Origin of the sequence: Nonomuraea solani, from assembly GCF_900108335.1 — a bacterium.
In the GTDB taxonomy this organism is placed as follows: Bacteria; Actinomycetota; Actinomycetes; order Streptosporangiales; family Streptosporangiaceae; genus Nonomuraea; species Nonomuraea solani.
On record NZ_FNVT01000002.1, the window covers coordinates 564,870 to 580,011 of the forward strand.

At 71.3% G+C, this 15,142-nt stretch carries 14 protein-coding genes; 7 read left to right on the top strand and 7 right to left on the bottom strand.

Features of this window, described 5'->3' with window-relative positions; all coding sequences use genetic code 11:
* Positions 1–8 precede the first annotated feature (8 nt).
* Positions 9–686 carry an LptM family lipoprotein gene (locus C4V41_RS08205; RefSeq protein ID WP_146103587.1) on the bottom strand — a complete coding sequence of 226 codons (678 nt, stop codon included), beginning with the start codon at positions 684–686 and terminating at the stop codon, positions 9–11.
* Between the two features lie 260 nt (positions 687–946).
* Here C4V41_RS08205 and C4V41_RS08210 point away from each other — a divergent pair, with 260 nt between their 5' ends.
* Positions 947–1,282, top strand: a complete 336-nt coding sequence (locus C4V41_RS08210) for a carboxymuconolactone decarboxylase family protein (protein ID WP_146103588.1) — start codon at positions 947–949, stop codon at positions 1,280–1,282.
* On the opposite strand, the gene C4V41_RS08215 is transcribed toward C4V41_RS08210, so the two are convergent.
* Positions 1,242–2,378, bottom strand: coding sequence for a PQQ-dependent sugar dehydrogenase (locus tag C4V41_RS08215; RefSeq protein ID WP_235029975.1), 1,137 nt, complete (start codon positions 2,376–2,378; stop codon positions 1,242–1,244). The two genes, C4V41_RS08210 and C4V41_RS08215, sit on opposite strands and share 41 nt — an antisense overlap.
* 35 nt (positions 2,379–2,413) lie before the next feature.
* Here C4V41_RS08215 and C4V41_RS08220 point away from each other — a divergent pair, with 35 nt between their 5' ends.
* Positions 2,414–3,163, top strand: coding sequence for an SDR family NAD(P)-dependent oxidoreductase (locus C4V41_RS08220; protein ID WP_103955150.1), 750 nt, complete (start codon positions 2,414–2,416; stop codon positions 3,161–3,163).
* 118 nt (positions 3,164–3,281) lie between these two features.
* Here C4V41_RS08220 and C4V41_RS08225 read toward each other — a convergent pair whose 3' ends face one another.
* Positions 3,282–4,493 carry an ABC transporter ATP-binding protein gene (locus tag C4V41_RS08225; protein ID WP_103955151.1) on the bottom strand — a complete coding sequence of 404 codons (1,212 nt, stop codon included), beginning with the start codon at positions 4,491–4,493 and terminating at the stop codon, positions 3,282–3,284.
* A gap of 179 nt (positions 4,494–4,672) precedes the next feature.
* Here C4V41_RS08225 and C4V41_RS08230 point away from each other — a divergent pair, with 179 nt between their 5' ends.
* Positions 4,673–5,737: a LacI family DNA-binding transcriptional regulator gene (locus tag C4V41_RS08230; RefSeq protein ID WP_103955152.1), complete on the top strand. Its 1,065-nt coding sequence runs from the start codon at positions 4,673–4,675 to the stop codon at positions 5,735–5,737.
* Here C4V41_RS08230 and C4V41_RS08235 read toward each other — a convergent pair.
* Entirely contained in the window at positions 5,734–6,285 is a 552-nt protein-coding gene (locus tag C4V41_RS08235) for a TetR/AcrR family transcriptional regulator (RefSeq protein WP_146103589.1), read from the bottom strand. The two genes, C4V41_RS08230 and C4V41_RS08235, sit on opposite strands and share 4 nt — an antisense overlap.
* 115 nt (positions 6,286–6,400) lie before the next feature.
* On the opposite strand from C4V41_RS08235, the gene C4V41_RS08240 reads away from it, so the two are divergent.
* Positions 6,401–7,579 carry a serine hydrolase domain-containing protein gene (locus tag C4V41_RS08240; RefSeq protein ID WP_103955154.1) on the top strand — a complete coding sequence of 393 codons (1,179 nt, stop codon included), beginning with the start codon at positions 6,401–6,403 and terminating at the stop codon, positions 7,577–7,579.
* On the opposite strand, the gene C4V41_RS08245 is transcribed toward C4V41_RS08240, so the two are convergent.
* Both C4V41_RS08245 and C4V41_RS08250 read right to left on the bottom strand, forming a co-directional pair.
* Complete coding sequence (locus tag C4V41_RS08245) at positions 7,564–8,688, bottom strand: hypothetical protein (RefSeq protein WP_103955155.1); 1,125 nt, start codon at positions 8,686–8,688, stop codon at positions 7,564–7,566. The two genes, C4V41_RS08240 and C4V41_RS08245, sit on opposite strands and share 16 nt — an antisense overlap.
* Before the next feature lie 109 nt (positions 8,689–8,797).
* Positions 8,798–9,577 carry an SDR family oxidoreductase gene (locus tag C4V41_RS08250; protein ID WP_235029976.1) on the bottom strand — a complete coding sequence of 260 codons (780 nt, stop codon included), beginning with the start codon at positions 9,575–9,577 and terminating at the stop codon, positions 8,798–8,800.
* A gap of 72 nt (positions 9,578–9,649) precedes the next feature.
* On the opposite strand from C4V41_RS08250, the gene C4V41_RS08255 reads away from it, so the two are divergent.
* Positions 9,650–13,096 (top strand): helix-turn-helix transcriptional regulator, encoded by a 3,447-nt coding sequence (locus tag C4V41_RS08255; protein WP_200823834.1) that lies wholly within the window; start codon positions 9,650–9,652, stop codon positions 13,094–13,096.
* Positions 13,097–13,098: 2 nt separating this feature from the next.
* Positions 13,099–13,974, top strand: coding sequence for an alpha/beta fold hydrolase (locus C4V41_RS08265; protein ID WP_103955156.1), 876 nt, complete (start codon positions 13,099–13,101; stop codon positions 13,972–13,974).
* Here C4V41_RS08265 and C4V41_RS08270 read toward each other — a convergent pair whose 3' ends face one another.
* Positions 13,975–14,460, bottom strand: a complete 486-nt coding sequence (locus C4V41_RS08270; RefSeq protein ID WP_103955157.1) for a glutathione peroxidase — start codon at positions 14,458–14,460, stop codon at positions 13,975–13,977.
* A 187-nt stretch (positions 14,461–14,647) separates the two neighbouring features.
* On the opposite strand from C4V41_RS08270, the gene C4V41_RS08275 reads away from it, so the two are divergent.
* Positions 14,648–15,040, top strand: coding sequence for an aggregation-promoting factor C-terminal-like domain-containing protein (locus C4V41_RS08275; RefSeq protein ID WP_327536430.1), 393 nt, complete (start codon positions 14,648–14,650; stop codon positions 15,038–15,040).
* The last annotated feature ends 102 nt before the right edge of the window (positions 15,041–15,142 follow it).

The following is a 15,142-nucleotide window of genomic DNA, read 5'->3' on the forward strand; positions in this document are numbered from 1 at the left end:
AAGCTCCCTTATCCAGGCAGCCGGAGCAGCTTGAAAGAACTCGCGATCTTGTCGAACTCGGCGGCGCGCTTCCTGAAGCAGAGCGACTGGCAGCCGATGAGCATGACGGAGACCGTGGCGCCCTTCTCGTCGAGGATCGCCGTGTGGTCGAACGTCTGAATGTCGTTGCCGATCTGGTAGTTGAAGCGGACCCGGACGCCTCTTGCGCCGTCGCCCAGGGTCAGCACCTCGTCCTTGACGGCCTCGAAGCGGCCGAACATCGGCGGCTGGCCTTGCGCCGTCGCCTGCTGCAGGTAGATCTGGCGCATCTGCTCCGTCACCGGCAGGACGAAGTCGCGCAACCTGTTGAGGGAGATCGAATCCCGTTGCTCTTTGGTGAGCTGGTGCACGGTGGCGTAGACGAACGGGTCCGCCGAGCCCAGCAGGTGGTTGACCGACGGTTCCGCGGACTGGTCGAAGGCCGTCGACCAGACCCGTTGCGCCCGCAGCGCCGCCGCCTGCGAGCCGGGGTGGTCGCCGGACAGGTAGAGCTCGATGGGCTTGGCGTCGAGCTGCGTGAACGTGGCGGGGACCTTGAAGTAGGTCGTGCCGGCCTTGTCTCGTACGTAGGTGAACTCAGGCTGCCCGCAGGCGGACAGCGTCAGGACCGCGACCATGAGCGCGATCAAAGCCCGTGCCTTTTTCACCAGGGCTTACCTCCGCTTTACGGACCAACGGAGTTGTTGTGCCCGCTTTCAGGCGGAATGGATCCAATGCGCCGTGGAAAATCTTGACCAAATCTTGGCCATGCATTGGCTCTAATTGTTACAGATCAAAAAACCGCCCGTGCAGGGGCTGCGCCGCTCCGTGGTCGCGCGGCCGGTACAACGTTCATGCAACCCCCATTGGTTCAACTCAGGAAGTAGCGAAAGATATGAGGATCCCCTTCCGACACCCGGAGCGCACAATGACTGAACCCGCAATGGAGACCGTCGACTCCTTCGGCATGACGGCCGAGCGTCAGTTCGCCGACGTGTGGTCGCGAACGGTCCTGTCGGTACGGGAGCGCCGTCTGCTCCTTCTCGGGCTGCTCGTCGGCCAGGGGTTGCACGACATGACGGAGGTCCAGCTCGACGCGGCCCTGCGCGCGGGCGACATGAGCGAGGCCGAGCTGAGGGAGGTGGTCGTGTTCCTCACCCACTACGCGGGCTGGTCCAGGGGGACCAAGCTGAACGGGCAGGTGGAAGAGCTGATCGAGCAGGTCAGGCGGGGTCGATCCGATAGAGGCGACCACTCAGGCTGAGCGCGTAGAGCTCGCCGTCGGGCCCTTCGCCGAACGACGAGAGCCGTTCCACCTTGCCCACCTCGGCCGCGCCGTCCAGCTCGCCGACGGGCGCGGCCTTGATCCATCCGGCGCAGAAGTCGCCGTACAGGAACCGGCCCCGCAGCCAGGGGATCTTCGTGCCGCGGTAGACGTATCCGGCGATGACCGAGCAGTTGCCGCCCTCGTTCAGCGGATAGACGATCACCGGATCCACCAGGTCGTCGCCCCTGCCGCCGTCGAACGGCTGGTCGCCCTCGCGCAGGTTCCAGCCGTAGTTCTCGCCGCCCTTGGAGTCGGCGCGCTGGTAGTCGACCTCCTCCCAGGCGTTCTGCCCGACATCACCGATCCACAGGTCGCCGGTCTCCCGGTCGAAGCTGAACCGCCAGGGGTTGCGCAGCCCGTAGGCCCAGATCTCGCCCCGCGCGCCCTTCTTGCCGACGAACGGGTTGTCGTCGGGGATCTTGTACGGCTCGCCGCGCGGGTCGATGCGCAGGATCTTGCCCAGCAGCGTGCCCAGGTCCTGGCCGTTGCCCTGCGGGTCGCCGCCGCTGCCGCCGTCGCCCAGCGCGATGTAGAGGAAGCCGTCGGGGCCGAAGGCGAGCTGGCCGCCGTTGTGGTTGGGGAAGGGCTGGTCCTGCTTGAGCACATCGCGCCGGCCGGTGGCCCTGGTGCCGTCGTAGGCCCACTCGGTGATGTGGGTGTGGCCCTGGACGTCGGTCCAGTCGAGGTAGACCCAGCGGCCCGTGGGGTGGAAGGCGACGCCGAGCAGCCCCTGCTCGTTGCCGCCGCTCACCTCGTCGGACAGGTCGATGACTGTCTTGCCGTCGGAGGTGCGCAGTCTGCCGGTCTGCTCGGCGACGTAGAGGCGGTCGTCGTCCTTGCGCACGGCGAACGCCACCGGCTGCTCCAGCCTGGCGATCTCCTCGAACCGCAACTCGCCACGCTCGGGCTCGGGAGTGGACTCGGGGGTGGTCGCCTCCGTCGTCGGTGGGGCCGCCGGTTCCGAGACGGCGGGCTCGGCGGACGAGCACGCGGTGAGGGCCACGAGGAGGAGCACTGCCACGACTAGGCGCACGTCGCTCATCCTGCCATGGACGTTAGGGTTCAGGCATGCCTACCGCATTGATCACGGGCGCGACCGCCGGTCTCGGCGCCGCCTTCGCCCGGCGCCTGGCCGCCGACGCGTACTCGCTCGTCCTCGTCGCCAGGGACGAGCTCCGCCTCGCTCAGACCGCCGACCAGCTCAAGCTCAGGTACGGCGTGAACGTCGAGGTGCTGCCCGCCGATCTGGCCACCGACGAGGGCCTGGCCAGGGTCGAGTCGCGGATCCGCGAGGGCGTCGACCTGCTGGTGAACAACGCCGGTTTCGGCAACGCCGGCCATTTCCCGCACGTGCCGGTCGATCGGGAGGTGCGCCAGCTCAAGGTGCACTGCGAGGCGGTGCTGCGGCTGACGCTGGCCGCGCTGCCCGGCATGCGGGAGCGGGACCGGGGCGCGATCGTCAACGTGGCGTCGGTGGCGGCGTTCTTCGCGCGCGGCACCTACAGCGCGTCGAAGGCGTGGGTGGTCAACTTCAGTGAGTCCGCCGCGAACGAGGTGGGCGGCCCGCGCATCAAGATCATGGCGCTGTGCCCCGGTTTCGTGCGGACCGAGTTCCACCAGCGGGCCTCGATGGACACCTCGGGCATTCCCGGGTTCCTCTGGCTGAAGGCCGACGACGTCGTGCGGGAGGCGATGCGCGACCTGGCGCTGGGCAAGCGGGTGTCGATCCCGGACCTGCGTTACAAGGCCATCGTGGCGGTCGGCCGGCTCGTACCGCGTGGGTTGCAGACCTTCGTCTCGTCCCGCATCGGCAAGTGACCCCGTAAGAGGTTGGGCCCCCGCCGCGGGAGGGGGTCGCGGTGGGGGCCCGAACGGCCGTGGGCGTCGCCCACGGCCGGGATCACGGAGTCAGAGACGGGATCACGGAGTCAGAGACTCAGCGGTTGGCCTCGTGACCGATGGACAGACCCGAGGTCGGGTCGAAGAAGTGCAGGTTGTGCGTGTCGATGACCAGGTCGATGCTCTGGCCGGGGCGGGCGTGGCTGCGGGCGTTGACGCGGGCGGTCCACAGGGACTTGTCGCCCGTCAGCGGCAGCGCGGCCTCTTCGTCGTCGCCCGTGTCGGCGGCGGCGACGGTGTCCTTGTGCTCGACGGGCGGGGCGTCGATCAGGAACAGCACGTTGATCTCGGAGCCCAGTTCCTCGGTGACCTCCGCCTTGACGGACAGGGTGGCCCAGCCGTTGGCGTGGTTGCCGGCCGAGGCGGCGTCCTCGAAGTCGGAGGGGCGAATGCCCAGGATGATCTTCTTGCCGATGTACTGGTCGAGGCCGGGCTTGTCGGTGAAGGTCGAGTCCGGGATCGACAGCTTGATGTCGGCGAAGGTCACCGCGGCGCCGCCGTCGCGGACCAGCTCGGCGGTGACGAAGTTCATCGACGGCGAGCCCATGAAGCCGGCCACGAACAGGTTGACCGGCTTGTCGAACAGGTTCTGCGGGGTGTCGACCTGCTGCAGGAGGCCGTCGCGCAGGACGCAGACGCGGTCGCCGAGGGTCATGGCCTCGACCTGGTCGTGGGTGACGTACACGGTGGTGACGCCGAGACGCTCGTGCATCTGGTTGAGCGAGGCGCGCATGGAGACACGGAGCTTGGCGTCCAGGTTGGACAGCGGCTCGTCCATGAGGAAGGCCTGCGGCTCACGGACGATGGCGCGGCCCATGGCGACACGCTGGCGCTGACCACCGGAGAGGGCGGCCGGCTTGCGCTTGAGGTAGGTCTCGAGACCGAGCATCTTGGCGGCGTCGTTGACGCGCTTCTGGATCTCCGGCTTGGGCATCTTGCGCAGCTTGAGGCCGAAGGCGAGGTTCTCCTCGACCGTCATGTGCGGGTAGAGCGCGTAGTTCTGGAAGACCATCGCGATGTCGCGGTCCTTGGGCGGCAGGTGGTTGACCACCTTGTCACCGATGGCGATCTCGCCGCCGGAGATGTCCTCAAGGCCGGCGATCATCCGGAGCGCGGTCGACTTACCGCAACCGGATGGGCCGACCAGCACCATGAACTCGCCATCCTTGATCTCAAGGTTGAGCCCGTTCACGGCCTTCACGCCACCGGCGTAAATCTTGTCGACGTTCGTCAGAACGATGGATGCCATGACATTCCTTCGCGCTCCAGGGCTGTGGCCCGGACGTTGTTACCGTGTGCCCACTCGCGTGGATACGTTTTCAAGCATCTCACCCGAAACGGACATCGGTGTCAAGGGTTACGGCGTGACCAGCCCTTGTGGGCGCGGGCGTCTTCCTGTTTCCGCGGAACCATGATGGAATCGTTTCCATGGAGAAGCGGGCGACGATCAAGGATGTGGCCGAGGCGGCCGGTGTGGGCGTCGCGACCGTGTCCCGGGTGCTGTCGGGCGGCTCGGCCAGCCCGCAGACCAGAGAGCGCGTGCTGGCCGTCGCCGCGCAGCTCGACTACCGGCCCAGCGCGCTGGGGCGCAACCTGCGCCAGCGCCGTACCGGCGGCATGGGCCTGCTCGTCCCCGACCTGACCGACACCTTCTACGGGCAGCTCGCCGAGGGCGTGCTCGCCTGCGCCCGCTCGGCCGGCGAGCCGGTCGTGCTCGGCTCCACGGGCGACGACCCGGAGCAGGAGGCCGACCTGATCGGCATGCTGCTGGAGCAGAGCGTCGACCGCCTGATCGCGGTGCCGTCGGGCGACTCCGACACCTGGACCCCGGCCGTGCGGGCGGGCATGACGGTGGTCTTCGCCGACCGCCTCCCGGCCATGGCGGGCACGGAGACCGGCCCGGCCGCGGCGGGCGTGAACGACCTCCTGCGCATGGACGGCCTCCCCGCCGCCGCGACGCCGCCCCGGCCGCCGGACGTCCCCTCGGTGCTGGCCGACGACCGGGCCGGCATCCGCACGGCGGTCCGCTACCTGCGCGGCCTGGGCCACCGGCGCATCGCCTTCCTGGGCGGGCCAGGGCACGACCGGCGGGTGGCGGCGTTCAGGGAGGCGGTGGGGGCGCCGGTGGACGAGGAACTGGTCGTGTTCGGCACCGGCAGCCGCGACTCGGCCTACGCGGCCGCCTCGGGCCTGTTCCAGAGCCGCCCGGATCTGTCGGCGGTGGTGGCCGGCGGCAACGTCCTCGGGGAGGCGGCGGTCCTGGCCGCCAGGGAACTCGACCTGCGGGTGCCCAGAGACGTCTCTCTGATCATGTACGACGACGTCCCGTGGGCCGAACTGTGCGCCCCGCCCCTGACGGTGATCGCCCAGCCGGGCCGCGACATGGGCTACCGCGCCGCCGAACTGGTCCTCCGCTCCGGCACCCGCCGCCCCCGCGGCATCGTCCTGCCCACCGAACTCATCATCAGAGGCAGCTGCGGCCCCCACCGCTAGAGCCCGAGCAGGGTGGTCGCGCCGTGGAGGAGTTCGGTGCGCAGGTCGGCCGTGGGGACGTCCGGGAGCTGGGAGATCGGGTCCGTGACGGCGGCGAACGCCTGGGCCGCGCGGACGCGGTGCCGCCAGTCCGGGTCCGGGCCCGCCAGCAGGCCCACCGCCCGGTTCATCAGGTCCACCACCCGTGACATGACCTCCGTCGTCTCGTCGCCGTAGACCGAGGCGTCGCGGAGGAGCAGGGCCATGGTCGCCCGGTGGGCCAGCATGACGTCGAGGCAGCCCTCCAGCACCCGCAGGCGGCGCTCCGCCGGGTCCTGGCGGGCCGCGGCGGCGTCGACGGCCGCCTCCAGTTCGTCGATCGGCGGCCCGATCAGGCTCGCCAGCAGCTCGCTCTTGCTGCGGAAGTGGTGGTACAGCGACGGCTTCGTGATGCCGACGCGGGCGGCGATGTCGCGCATGGAGGCGGCGCGGTAGGTCTGCGCGGTGAACAGCTCCCGTGCGGTCTCGATGATGCGCGACCTCGTGTCGCCCGGCTCTTCCCTGGTCAACGGCTCCTCCGGCGGCGTGTGATCGCCACAGCCTAGCAGGGGTTGCCTACCTTCCGGTCGGTAGGCTACGGTCAGACCACCCTACCGACCGGAAGGTAGGGGGAAGGAGAAAACGATGATGGTCCAAGGCACGGTGGCGTCTGGGTTCGAGCCGGTACGGGAGGCGTTCGAGCGCAACTTCCGCCCCGGCGGCGAGGTGGGCGCTGGGCTCACCGTCTACCGGCACGGCGAGCCGGTCGTCGACCTCTGGGGCGGTCACGCCGACGAGAAGACCGGGCGTCCCTGGCGCCGCGACACCATCGCGCCCCTGGCCTCCACCTGCAAGACCTTCGCCACCGGCGCGGTCCTGGTGCTGGCCGGGCGCGGCGAGGTGGACCTGGAGGCCCCGGTGGCGCGCTACTGGCCGGAGTTCGCGCAGCGCGGCAAGGGCGGCATCACCGTGCGCACGCTGCTCTCCCACCGCGCCGGCCTGCCGAGCCTGCACATGCGGCCGATCACGTGGGAGGACCTGCGGGACTGGACGCCGATCACCGAGGCCCTCGCGGCGGCGGCCACCGAATGGGAGCCCGGCACCGCGCACGGCTACCACGGGGTCAGCATCGGCCACCTCGCCGGCGAGATCGTCCGCCGGGTGTCCGGGGGGACGCTGAGCGAGTTCCTGGCGCGGGAGGTCGCCGGGCCGCTCGGGCTGGACTGCTACGTGCGGGTGCCCGACGCCGCGATGGCGCGCATGGCGACGATGGTGGTCCCGGACCAGGAGTCGGTACGTCTCGGGATGGAGGTGCCCGAACTGGCCGGCTTCGTCGAGGCGCTGAACGATCCGGGGAGCCTGTCGTACCGGGCCCTGTACGGCAGCGTCGCCCTCGGCTGGGACATGACCAACGATCCCCGGACGTACCAGGTCGAAAGCCCGTCGATGGACGGCGTCGCCTCCGCCCACTCCCTGGCCCGCTACTTCGCCGCCCTGATCGGCGAGGTGGACGGCATCCGGCTGCTCGCCCCCGAACTGCTCGATCTGGTACGCCGCCCGCAGGCCGACGGCGTCGACCAGGTCCTGCGGGTGCGTACGGCCTGGGGAGTCGGCTTCGCCGTGCCCGGCGGCCCGTTCTGGCCCGCGCCGGAGCACCTGACCGGGCTGTTCGGCCAGAGCGGCGCCACCGGCTCCTTCGCCTTCGCCGACCCCGGCCGCGGCCTGGCCTTCGGGTATGTGCCCAACCGCGGCTCCGAACTGCTGGAGGGCGGCGACTTCAGGGTGCGCTCACTGATCGAGGCCCTCTATCACGCTCCCGTGTAGCGGCGCGGCAGGATCATCACCGGGTTGTCGTCGAGGATCACGTCCGGCGGCCCGAACTGCGCCGCGACCTGCCTGATCTCCGGCTCGTCGAGCAGCAGCAGCCGCCCCTCCTCGATGAACGTCTCGCCGTCCACGACCACGGTCGGCCGGTCCACCTGGCAGTCGCAGTGCGCGAACCCGGGCCCCGACCTGACCGGCTCGCCGTCGGTCAGGCCGTCGATCCCGCAGTAGAAGGACCCGGCGTGCTTCTCCCGCTCGAACTGCGTACCTCCGGCGATCCGGACCTTCGGGTTGAGCCCGAACAGACCGTGCCGCATGTAGTAGCCGCCGGGCGCGTAGCGGCGGAGCTGTTCGGCGGCGGCCCCGCCCTCGATCTTGCGCACCAGGTTGCCCTCCAGCGTGATGCGCAGGGGCTCCTCCGGCACGCCGGTGACCGTGCAGTCCTCGACGACGATCACGCCCTCGGTGTCCGCGGGCCAGAAGTTGGCGCCCCCGTACGGGAAGGGCCGCCAGTCTCCCGGCCGCATGGCGCCGGGGTCGGGGTCGAAGGCCAGGCCGCCGAACGTCACGTCGGTGCCCCGCGCGGACGTCACCCGGATCTTCGCGGCCGCCGACAACTGCCGCAGCGCCCGCTCCAGCAGCGCGTAGAAGACGGCGGCGGGCAGCCGTCCGCCGGTCAGCAGCGCGCCCGCCGTGGCGGTCATGTGGAGCGACAGGAAACGGGACGAACGCGACTTGATCTGGTCGAAGAACAGCGGCGCCGTGTGCACCTCGCCCCACCAGGTGCCGCTGATCACGACGTCGGCCTCGTGGAAGGCGGCCGTCTCGATCACGTACGACGCCTCCCGGTCCCACCCTCCGGGGCTGAACGGCGGCACCGACAGGATGCGGACGTCGGTGTCGCGCAAGGCCGCGGCGGCGGCGATGGCCTGGACGACCACCGGGTCCACGGTGTGCTCCATGAGCAGCAGGACCCGCTCGCCCTCGGCCAGCCGCACGTACTCGAACAGGTTGCGCACCCCGGGCATCAACTCGACGATCGAGTACGGTCCCGCCGACGGCTGGTCGACATAACTGAAAGGCGATCCTGCGTACGGATTGATCGTCATCGCGCGCTCCCTGTTCCCGGGCTGGCGGCCGACCAGCCCGCAGCGTAGATCGATACCCAGGGCGGGCGAGCGCGTACCGCATCCGGCCCGTTACTCTTCGAAGGCGCCCCTACGAGACCCAGCGGCGGAACCCGCCCTCGGAGTTGATCACCTGCCCGGTGATCCAGTTCGCCTCGTCCGAGGCCAGCCAGCGGACCAGCCGCGCCACCTCCTCCGGCCGCCCCCAGCGGCCCGCCGGCAGGGAACGGCTCACGTGCGCGGTGAGCTCGGCGTCGGCCCAGCCCGTGTCGACCGGTCCGGGATTGACGGTGTTGACCGTGATGCCCCGGTCGGCGAGCGCGTCGGCGAGGCTGAGCGTCATCTGCTGGATCGCGCCCTTGCTGATCGCGTACGGCAGTTCGCCCGGCATCGGCCCCAGATGCTGACCGGAGGTGAACAGGATCACCCTGCCGCCGGGCCGCCGGTCGTCGTACTGGGCGGCGAACGCCTGGGTCAGCAGCACGCTGGCCCGGCCGTTGACCGCCCAGGCCAGGTCGAGCTCGGCCGCCGTCACCTCCGTCAGTGACTGCCTGACGCTGCGCGCGTGGTTGGCGATCAGCACGTCCACATGCCCGTACGCGGCCACCGCCCGCTCCATCACCCGGGCCGGCGCCTCGGGATCGGCGAAGTCGGCCGCCACGTGCCGCAGCCGGTCGCCGTCACCGCCCAGCCCCGCCAGCACGGCCTCCATGCCTCCGGGATCCTCGCCCCACGTCTGCTCGGCGTCGTGCGGAGTCCACGACTGCACCAGGACCTTCGCGCCCTGGGCCAGCAGTTCGCGGGCGATGGCGTACCCGATGCCCGCCCGCCTGCTCACTCCGGTCACCACCGCGACCTTGTCATCCATCATCGGGCCATCGTCGTCGATCGCCATGGTGACGTCGATGGCTTTTACTCGCTGACCGGCTAATACAGTCCCTGTGTGCTTTACGGCAGAACTGCGGAAATCGCCACCATCGACGCTCTGATCGCGCGGGCGCGCACCGGCGCTGGCGCCGCCCTGGTGCTGCGGGGGGAGGCGGGCGCGGGCAAGACGGCCCTGCTCGACCTGGCGGCCACGCGGGGCGGGGACATGCGGGTGCTCAGGACCGCCGGGGTCGAACCGGAGTCCGACCTGGCCTTCGCCGCTCTGCACCAACTGCTGCGGCCGGTCGCCGGCCTCCTCGAACCGCTGCCCGTCCCGCAACGGGACGCCGTCCGCGGGGCCCTCGGGCTGGCCGCCACCGCCTCGGGCGACCGGTTCCTGCTGGCGGCCGGGGTGCTGTCCCTGCTCGCGGAGGCGGCCGCGCCGGGCGGGCTGGTGTGCGTGGTGGACGACTTCCAGTGGGTGGACCGGGCCTCCGCCGACGCCCTGCTGTTCGCCGCGCGGCGGCTGGGCACGGAACCGATCGCGATGCTCTTCGCCGTACGGGACGACGCCGCGCCGGTGAAAGGTGTGCCGTCGGTGCAGGTGAGCGGGCTTCCTGAGGCGGCGGCCGCCGAACTCCTGGACGCCAGTCTGGCTCATGTGGCACATGCCCGCCGGGAACACGCCTCCGGAACGGCGGTTCCCGCCTCGCGGGCGCACGGGGCGATGGCGGCGGGGGTGCGGCGGGAGTTGGTCGCGCTGACGACGGGCAACCCGCTGGCGCTGCGCGAGACCGCGCGCCTGCTCACGCCCGGACAGCTCGCCGGCCGGGAGGCGCTGCCCGATCCGCTGCCCGGCGGCATCCGCCTCTTCGGCGACCAGGTGGCCGCCCTGTCGGCCCCGGCCCGGCTGGTCGCCCTGCTGGCGGCCCTCGAAAGCGACCTCGACCTGATCACCCGAGCCGCCGCCCAACTGAGCACGGCATGGCGCGCATCGCATCGTCCGCAGGCACCGGACGGCCCGGAACCGCCCCCCGAGCCGGGGACGCGCCACGCACTGGAGACGCCGCACGATGTGGAGGCGCTGGGCGGGCTGCAGGCGTTGGGGGAGTTGGAGGCGGCTGGGATCGCGCGGGTTTCCGGCGCCAGCGTGCGGTTCCGGCATCCGCTCATCCGGTCGGCGGTGTACGAGGCGGCCACCCCGGCCGGGCGGCGGGAGGCGCACAGGGTGCTGGCCGGGCTGGCGGACGGTGACCGGCGCGCCTGGCATCTGGCCGGGGCCGCGCTCGGCCAGGACGAGACCGTCGCCGCCGCCCTCGCCGGCACCGCCGCCCGGGCCCGCGACCGTGGCGGGTTCGGTGACGCCGCCACCGCCCTGGTCAGAGCCGCCGAACTCACCCCGGACCCCCTGACCAGGGCCGTACGCCTCAAGGACGCCGCCATCGCCGCCTGGCTCGGCGGCCGCCCCGGCCAGGCGGAGTCCCTGCTGGCCGAGTCCCGCGAACACGCGGGCCGGAACGCCGCGCTGGCGACGGAGATCGCTCAGTTGAGGGGCCGCTTCGAGCTGAACTCCGGCAACGCCGCCGAAGCCCTCCGCATCCTGACCGCCGACGCACCCCTCACCCCGCCGCACGGGTCCGCCACCCCACCGACCGAGCCCGGCACGCCTGTGAGCGAGCCCGGTCGCACTCCTGGCACACCAGCGAGCGAGCCCAGGCACGCCCCTGGCGTGTCATCGGGCGAGCCCGAACGCACCCCCGGCATGTCATCAGGCGAACCCGAACGCACCCCCGGCATGTCATCAGGCGAGCCCGCGCACACCTCTGGCGCATCAGCGGGCGCGCCCGGCGACGGCCCGCAAGTCGTGCCGCCGGTCGTGCCGGGGGTGACGCTCGGCATGCTGGCCGATGCCTGGGAGGCGGCCTCCAACGTGGGTGATACCGCGGCCATCGTCGAGATCGGGCGGCGGGCAGCGGAGTTCCCCGAAGGGTTTCTGCGGGACGTGATCGTGGGCGTCGGTGCGATGCTGTCCGACGGAACCGGCCACGACCTGCTCCGGCGGGCCCTGGGCCGCGTCGGGGAGGTGCGGGAGGCGGCCGGGTTCCTGTGGGGGGCGGCGGCGGCGAGCTACCTGGGCGAGGCGGATCTGTCGGCCGAGCTGATCGGCCGGGCCGGGCGGGTGGCCCGAATGTCGGGCATGGTGGGACAACTGCCTGTAGTGCTGGAGTACGTGGCCACCGCCGAGCGGATCGCCGGGCGGCTGGCCGAGAGCCAGGCGGTCTCCGAGGAGGGCCTGGAGCTGGCCCGCGAGGCCGGGTACGCCAACACCGTCGCCGCCCACCTGGCCAACCTCGCCGTCCTGGCCGCCCTGCGGGGCGACGAGGAGCAGTGCCGCGGACACGCCAAGGAGGCGCTGGCCATCGCCGTACCGCACCGGGTGGGCCTGCGCGCCGGCGTGGCCTCGTACGCGCTGGCCATGCTCGATCTCGGGCTGGGCCGGTTCGCCTCGGCGCACGACCGGTTCGCGGCGCTGGTGACGGCGGGCCCGGGCGCCGGGCATCCGACGGTGGTGTGGCGCTCGACCCCGGACCGGATCGAGGCCGCGGTGGGCGCGGGCGAGATGGAGTCGGCGGGGGCGGCGCTGGAGGCGTACGAGCGGTGGTCGGCGCACGCGGGGACGGTGGAGTCACGGGCGCTGCTCGGCCGCTGCCGGGCCCTGGTACGCCCAGAAGGCGGCCCCGAGGGGCTTGCCGAGGCGCTGCGGCTGCATGCCAACCCGTTCGAGGCGGCCAGGACCGCGCTGCTGCTGGGCGAGCGCCTGCGGCGTACGCACCGGCCCGGCGAGGCGCGGGCGCACCTGAGGATGGCGCTGGAGACGTTCCAATGGGCGGGCGCGACCCCATGGGCCCGCCGCGCGCACGGCGAACTGCGCGCGGCGGGCGAAACCCAACGGATTCCGAGCGGACCTGTACGGCCCCCGAGCGGGCCCGTGCGAACCCCGAGCGGGCCATCGGCCGAGAGCGCGCCGGGCCGGAGCCCGAGCGGGCCGCCGACCACGGACAACGGCGTCCAGGTCCCGCCCGGCGACACCCGGATCACGGGCGGCCGGAGTGCGGGCGCACGGCCGCAGTCCCCGCACGGCAACGCGCCGGCCCCGGACACAGGGCCCCAGGTTCCGCACGGCGGCGCGCTGACGTCAGGCGCACGGCCGCAGGCCCCGTGCGGAGGCGCGCCGACCCCAAGCGCACGGTCGCAGGGCATGTCGCCCGGTGGGAGTGGCGAGCCGCCGGTCGAGGGGCGGTCGGTGCTGGATGTGCTGACGCCGCAGGAGTTGCGGATCGCCGGCCTGGTCGCCGATGGCCTGTCCAGTAAGGAGATCGCCGCCCAGCTCTTCCTCAGCCCCCGCACGGTCGAGTACCACCTGTACAAGATCTATCCGAAGCTCGGCATCGGCACCCGTACCGAACTGACGCGCCTAGTAGTTCTACGGAAGGCGCCAGTAGCCGCGCAGGACATGCTGTGAGCATGCAAAACGACATCTGGAGTGAAGAGTTCGGCGCCGAGACCGACGAGCCGATCCTGCTGATCATGGGTTCGATGTCGCAGGGGATCCTGTGGCCGGACGAGTTCGTGGGCAGGCTGACGGCGGGCGGCCGGCGCGTGGTCCGGTACGACCACCGCGACACCGGCCGTTCGGAGACCATCGACTTCGACAAGGACCCGTACACATGGGACGACATCAAGAACGACGTGCTGAGGGTGATGGACGCGCACGGACTGGACAGCGCGCATCTGGTCTGCCACTCGGCGGGCGGGCTGCTCGGCCAGTTGATCGCGGTGGAGCGGCCGGAGCGCGTGCGGACGCTCACCGTCATCGGCTCCTCGCCGCTCGGCGGCGGTGAGGGCGGCGTGATCATGCGGGCGCTGATGGGCGAGCCGCAGCCCGAGGGCAGCCTGCCGGAGCCCTCGCTGGAGTTCGTGGCCTTCTACCGCGCGCTGATGGCCGCCCCGCCGCCCGCGACCCGGCGTGAGCGGATCGACGGCATGATCGCGGAGCAGCGGCTGCTGCACGGCACCGGGCTGCCGTTCGACGAGGACGACGCCCGCAGGCTGCAGGAGCGCGTCTACGACCGGGCCCGCGACCTCGACGCCGTGGTCAACCACCGCCGGGCCGCGATGGCGCGGCCCGACTTCGAGCCGGTGGGCGTCCTGCACCAGGTCAAGGCGCCCACGCTGGTCATCGAGGGCACGCACGAGCCCTGTAAGGGCGGCCACAGCGCGATCATCGCGGCGCAGATCCCGGGGGCCCGGCTGATGATGATCGAGGGCATGGGCCACACGCTGCCGCCCGAGGTGCACGAGGAGCTGGCCACGGCCGTCCTCGCGCACACGGCGGGTTAGTCAGAGGAGTTTCTCGATGGCCGCCGTGACGGCCGGGTCGTCAGGGGTGGTGCGGGGGCGGAACCGGGCCACGACCTCGCCCTCCCTGTCGACCAGGAACTTCTCGAAGTTCCACTGCACGTCGCCGGACTCGCCCTCCGCGTCGGGCGTCTGGGTGAGCCGCTCGTAGAGCGGGTGGCGGTGCTCGCCGTTCACGTCCGCCTTCTCCAGGAGCGGGAAGTCCACGCCGTACGTGGCCGCGCAGAACTCCTGGATCTCCTCGGCCGAGCCCGGCTCCTGGCCGGCGAACTGGTTGCAGGGCATGCCGACCACGGTGAAGCCGCGCTCGCCGTACTGGCGCTGGAGCTCGACCAGGGTCGCGTACTGCGGGGTCAGGCCGCATCGGGAGGCCACGTTGACGATGAGGGCGGCCTTGCCGGCCGCGAGCTCGCCCCACGTGGTGGGGGCGTCGGTGATGGTGCGGAGCGGGATGTCGCTGAGGCTCATGCACCGACCCTACAGAACGAGTCAGGACGAGAATTGTGACGTAGTCCTCATTTTTCTGACAAACACGCTGAACACGGATATATCGGAATCTTTACTGACGATCTACATTTCCATGGTCAATTCGCAGTAAAGGGAGCAAGTCGGGCAGGGTGGCGCGGTCCATGAACCCCCTCGAAAGGGAACCCGCATGCCCATGCTCCGCCGTACGGGCGCCGTGGTCCTGACCGCCACCTTGGTGGCGGCGGGCGGCGCCTCGGCCGCACAGGCGCAGAGCTCCCAGACCAGCAGGAACAAGTCCATCGCCAAGCCCATGGTGGCCAAGCGAGGCTGGGACAAGGCCCAGTTCAGGTGCCTGGAAAGGCTCTGGGCCAGAGAGAGCGGCTGGAACCATCGCGCCGGCAACCGCTCGGGCGCCTACGGAATCCCCCAGGCGCTCCCGGGACACAAGATGGCCTCATCGGGCCGCGACTGGCGGACGAATCCGCGTACACAGATCGCCTGGGGCCTCGGTTACATCAAGCTGCGCTACGGCTCGCCGTGCCGCGCGTGGGGTCATTTCCGATCCCACGGCTGGTACTGAGCCAAACCTGAGCCGAACCCCAGATTCGCCCGCTCTTTCCGGCAAGGCCCGCCCAAACAGGCGGCGGACCGGGCAATCCAGGCCCTGCGAGAGGGCCCTTTA

What these genes read in the sequence shown, in the direction of transcription:
- C4V41_RS08240 (WP_103955154.1), top strand. Translation starts at nt 6,401, where the DNA reads ATGATGGTCCAAGGCACGGTGGCGTCTGGGTTCGAGCCGGTACGGGAG.
- C4V41_RS08230 (WP_103955152.1), top strand. Translation starts at nt 4,673, where the DNA reads ATGGAGAAGCGGGCGACGATCAAGGATGTGGCCGAGGCGGCCGGTGTG.
- C4V41_RS08265 (WP_103955156.1), top strand. Translation starts at nt 13,099, where the DNA reads ATGCAAAACGACATCTGGAGTGAAGAGTTCGGCGCCGAGACCGACGAG.
- C4V41_RS08225 (WP_103955151.1), bottom strand. Translation starts at nt 4,493, where the DNA reads ATGGCATCCATCGTTCTGACGAACGTCGACAAGATTTACGCCGGTGGC.
- C4V41_RS08210 (WP_146103588.1), top strand. Translation starts at nt 947, where the DNA reads ATGACTGAACCCGCAATGGAGACCGTCGACTCCTTCGGCATGACGGCC.
- C4V41_RS08270 (WP_103955157.1), bottom strand. Translation starts at nt 14,460, where the DNA reads ATGAGCCTCAGCGACATCCCGCTCCGCACCATCACCGACGCCCCCACC.
- C4V41_RS08220 (WP_103955150.1), top strand. Translation starts at nt 2,414, where the DNA reads ATGCCTACCGCATTGATCACGGGCGCGACCGCCGGTCTCGGCGCCGCC.
- C4V41_RS08250 (WP_235029976.1), bottom strand. Translation starts at nt 9,577, where the DNA reads ATGATGGATGACAAGGTCGCGGTGGTGACCGGAGTGAGCAGGCGGGCG.
- C4V41_RS08275 (WP_327536430.1), top strand. Translation starts at nt 14,648, where the DNA reads ATGCCCATGCTCCGCCGTACGGGCGCCGTGGTCCTGACCGCCACCTTG.
- C4V41_RS08245 (WP_103955155.1), bottom strand. Translation starts at nt 8,688, where the DNA reads ATGACGATCAATCCGTACGCAGGATCGCCTTTCAGTTATGTCGACCAG.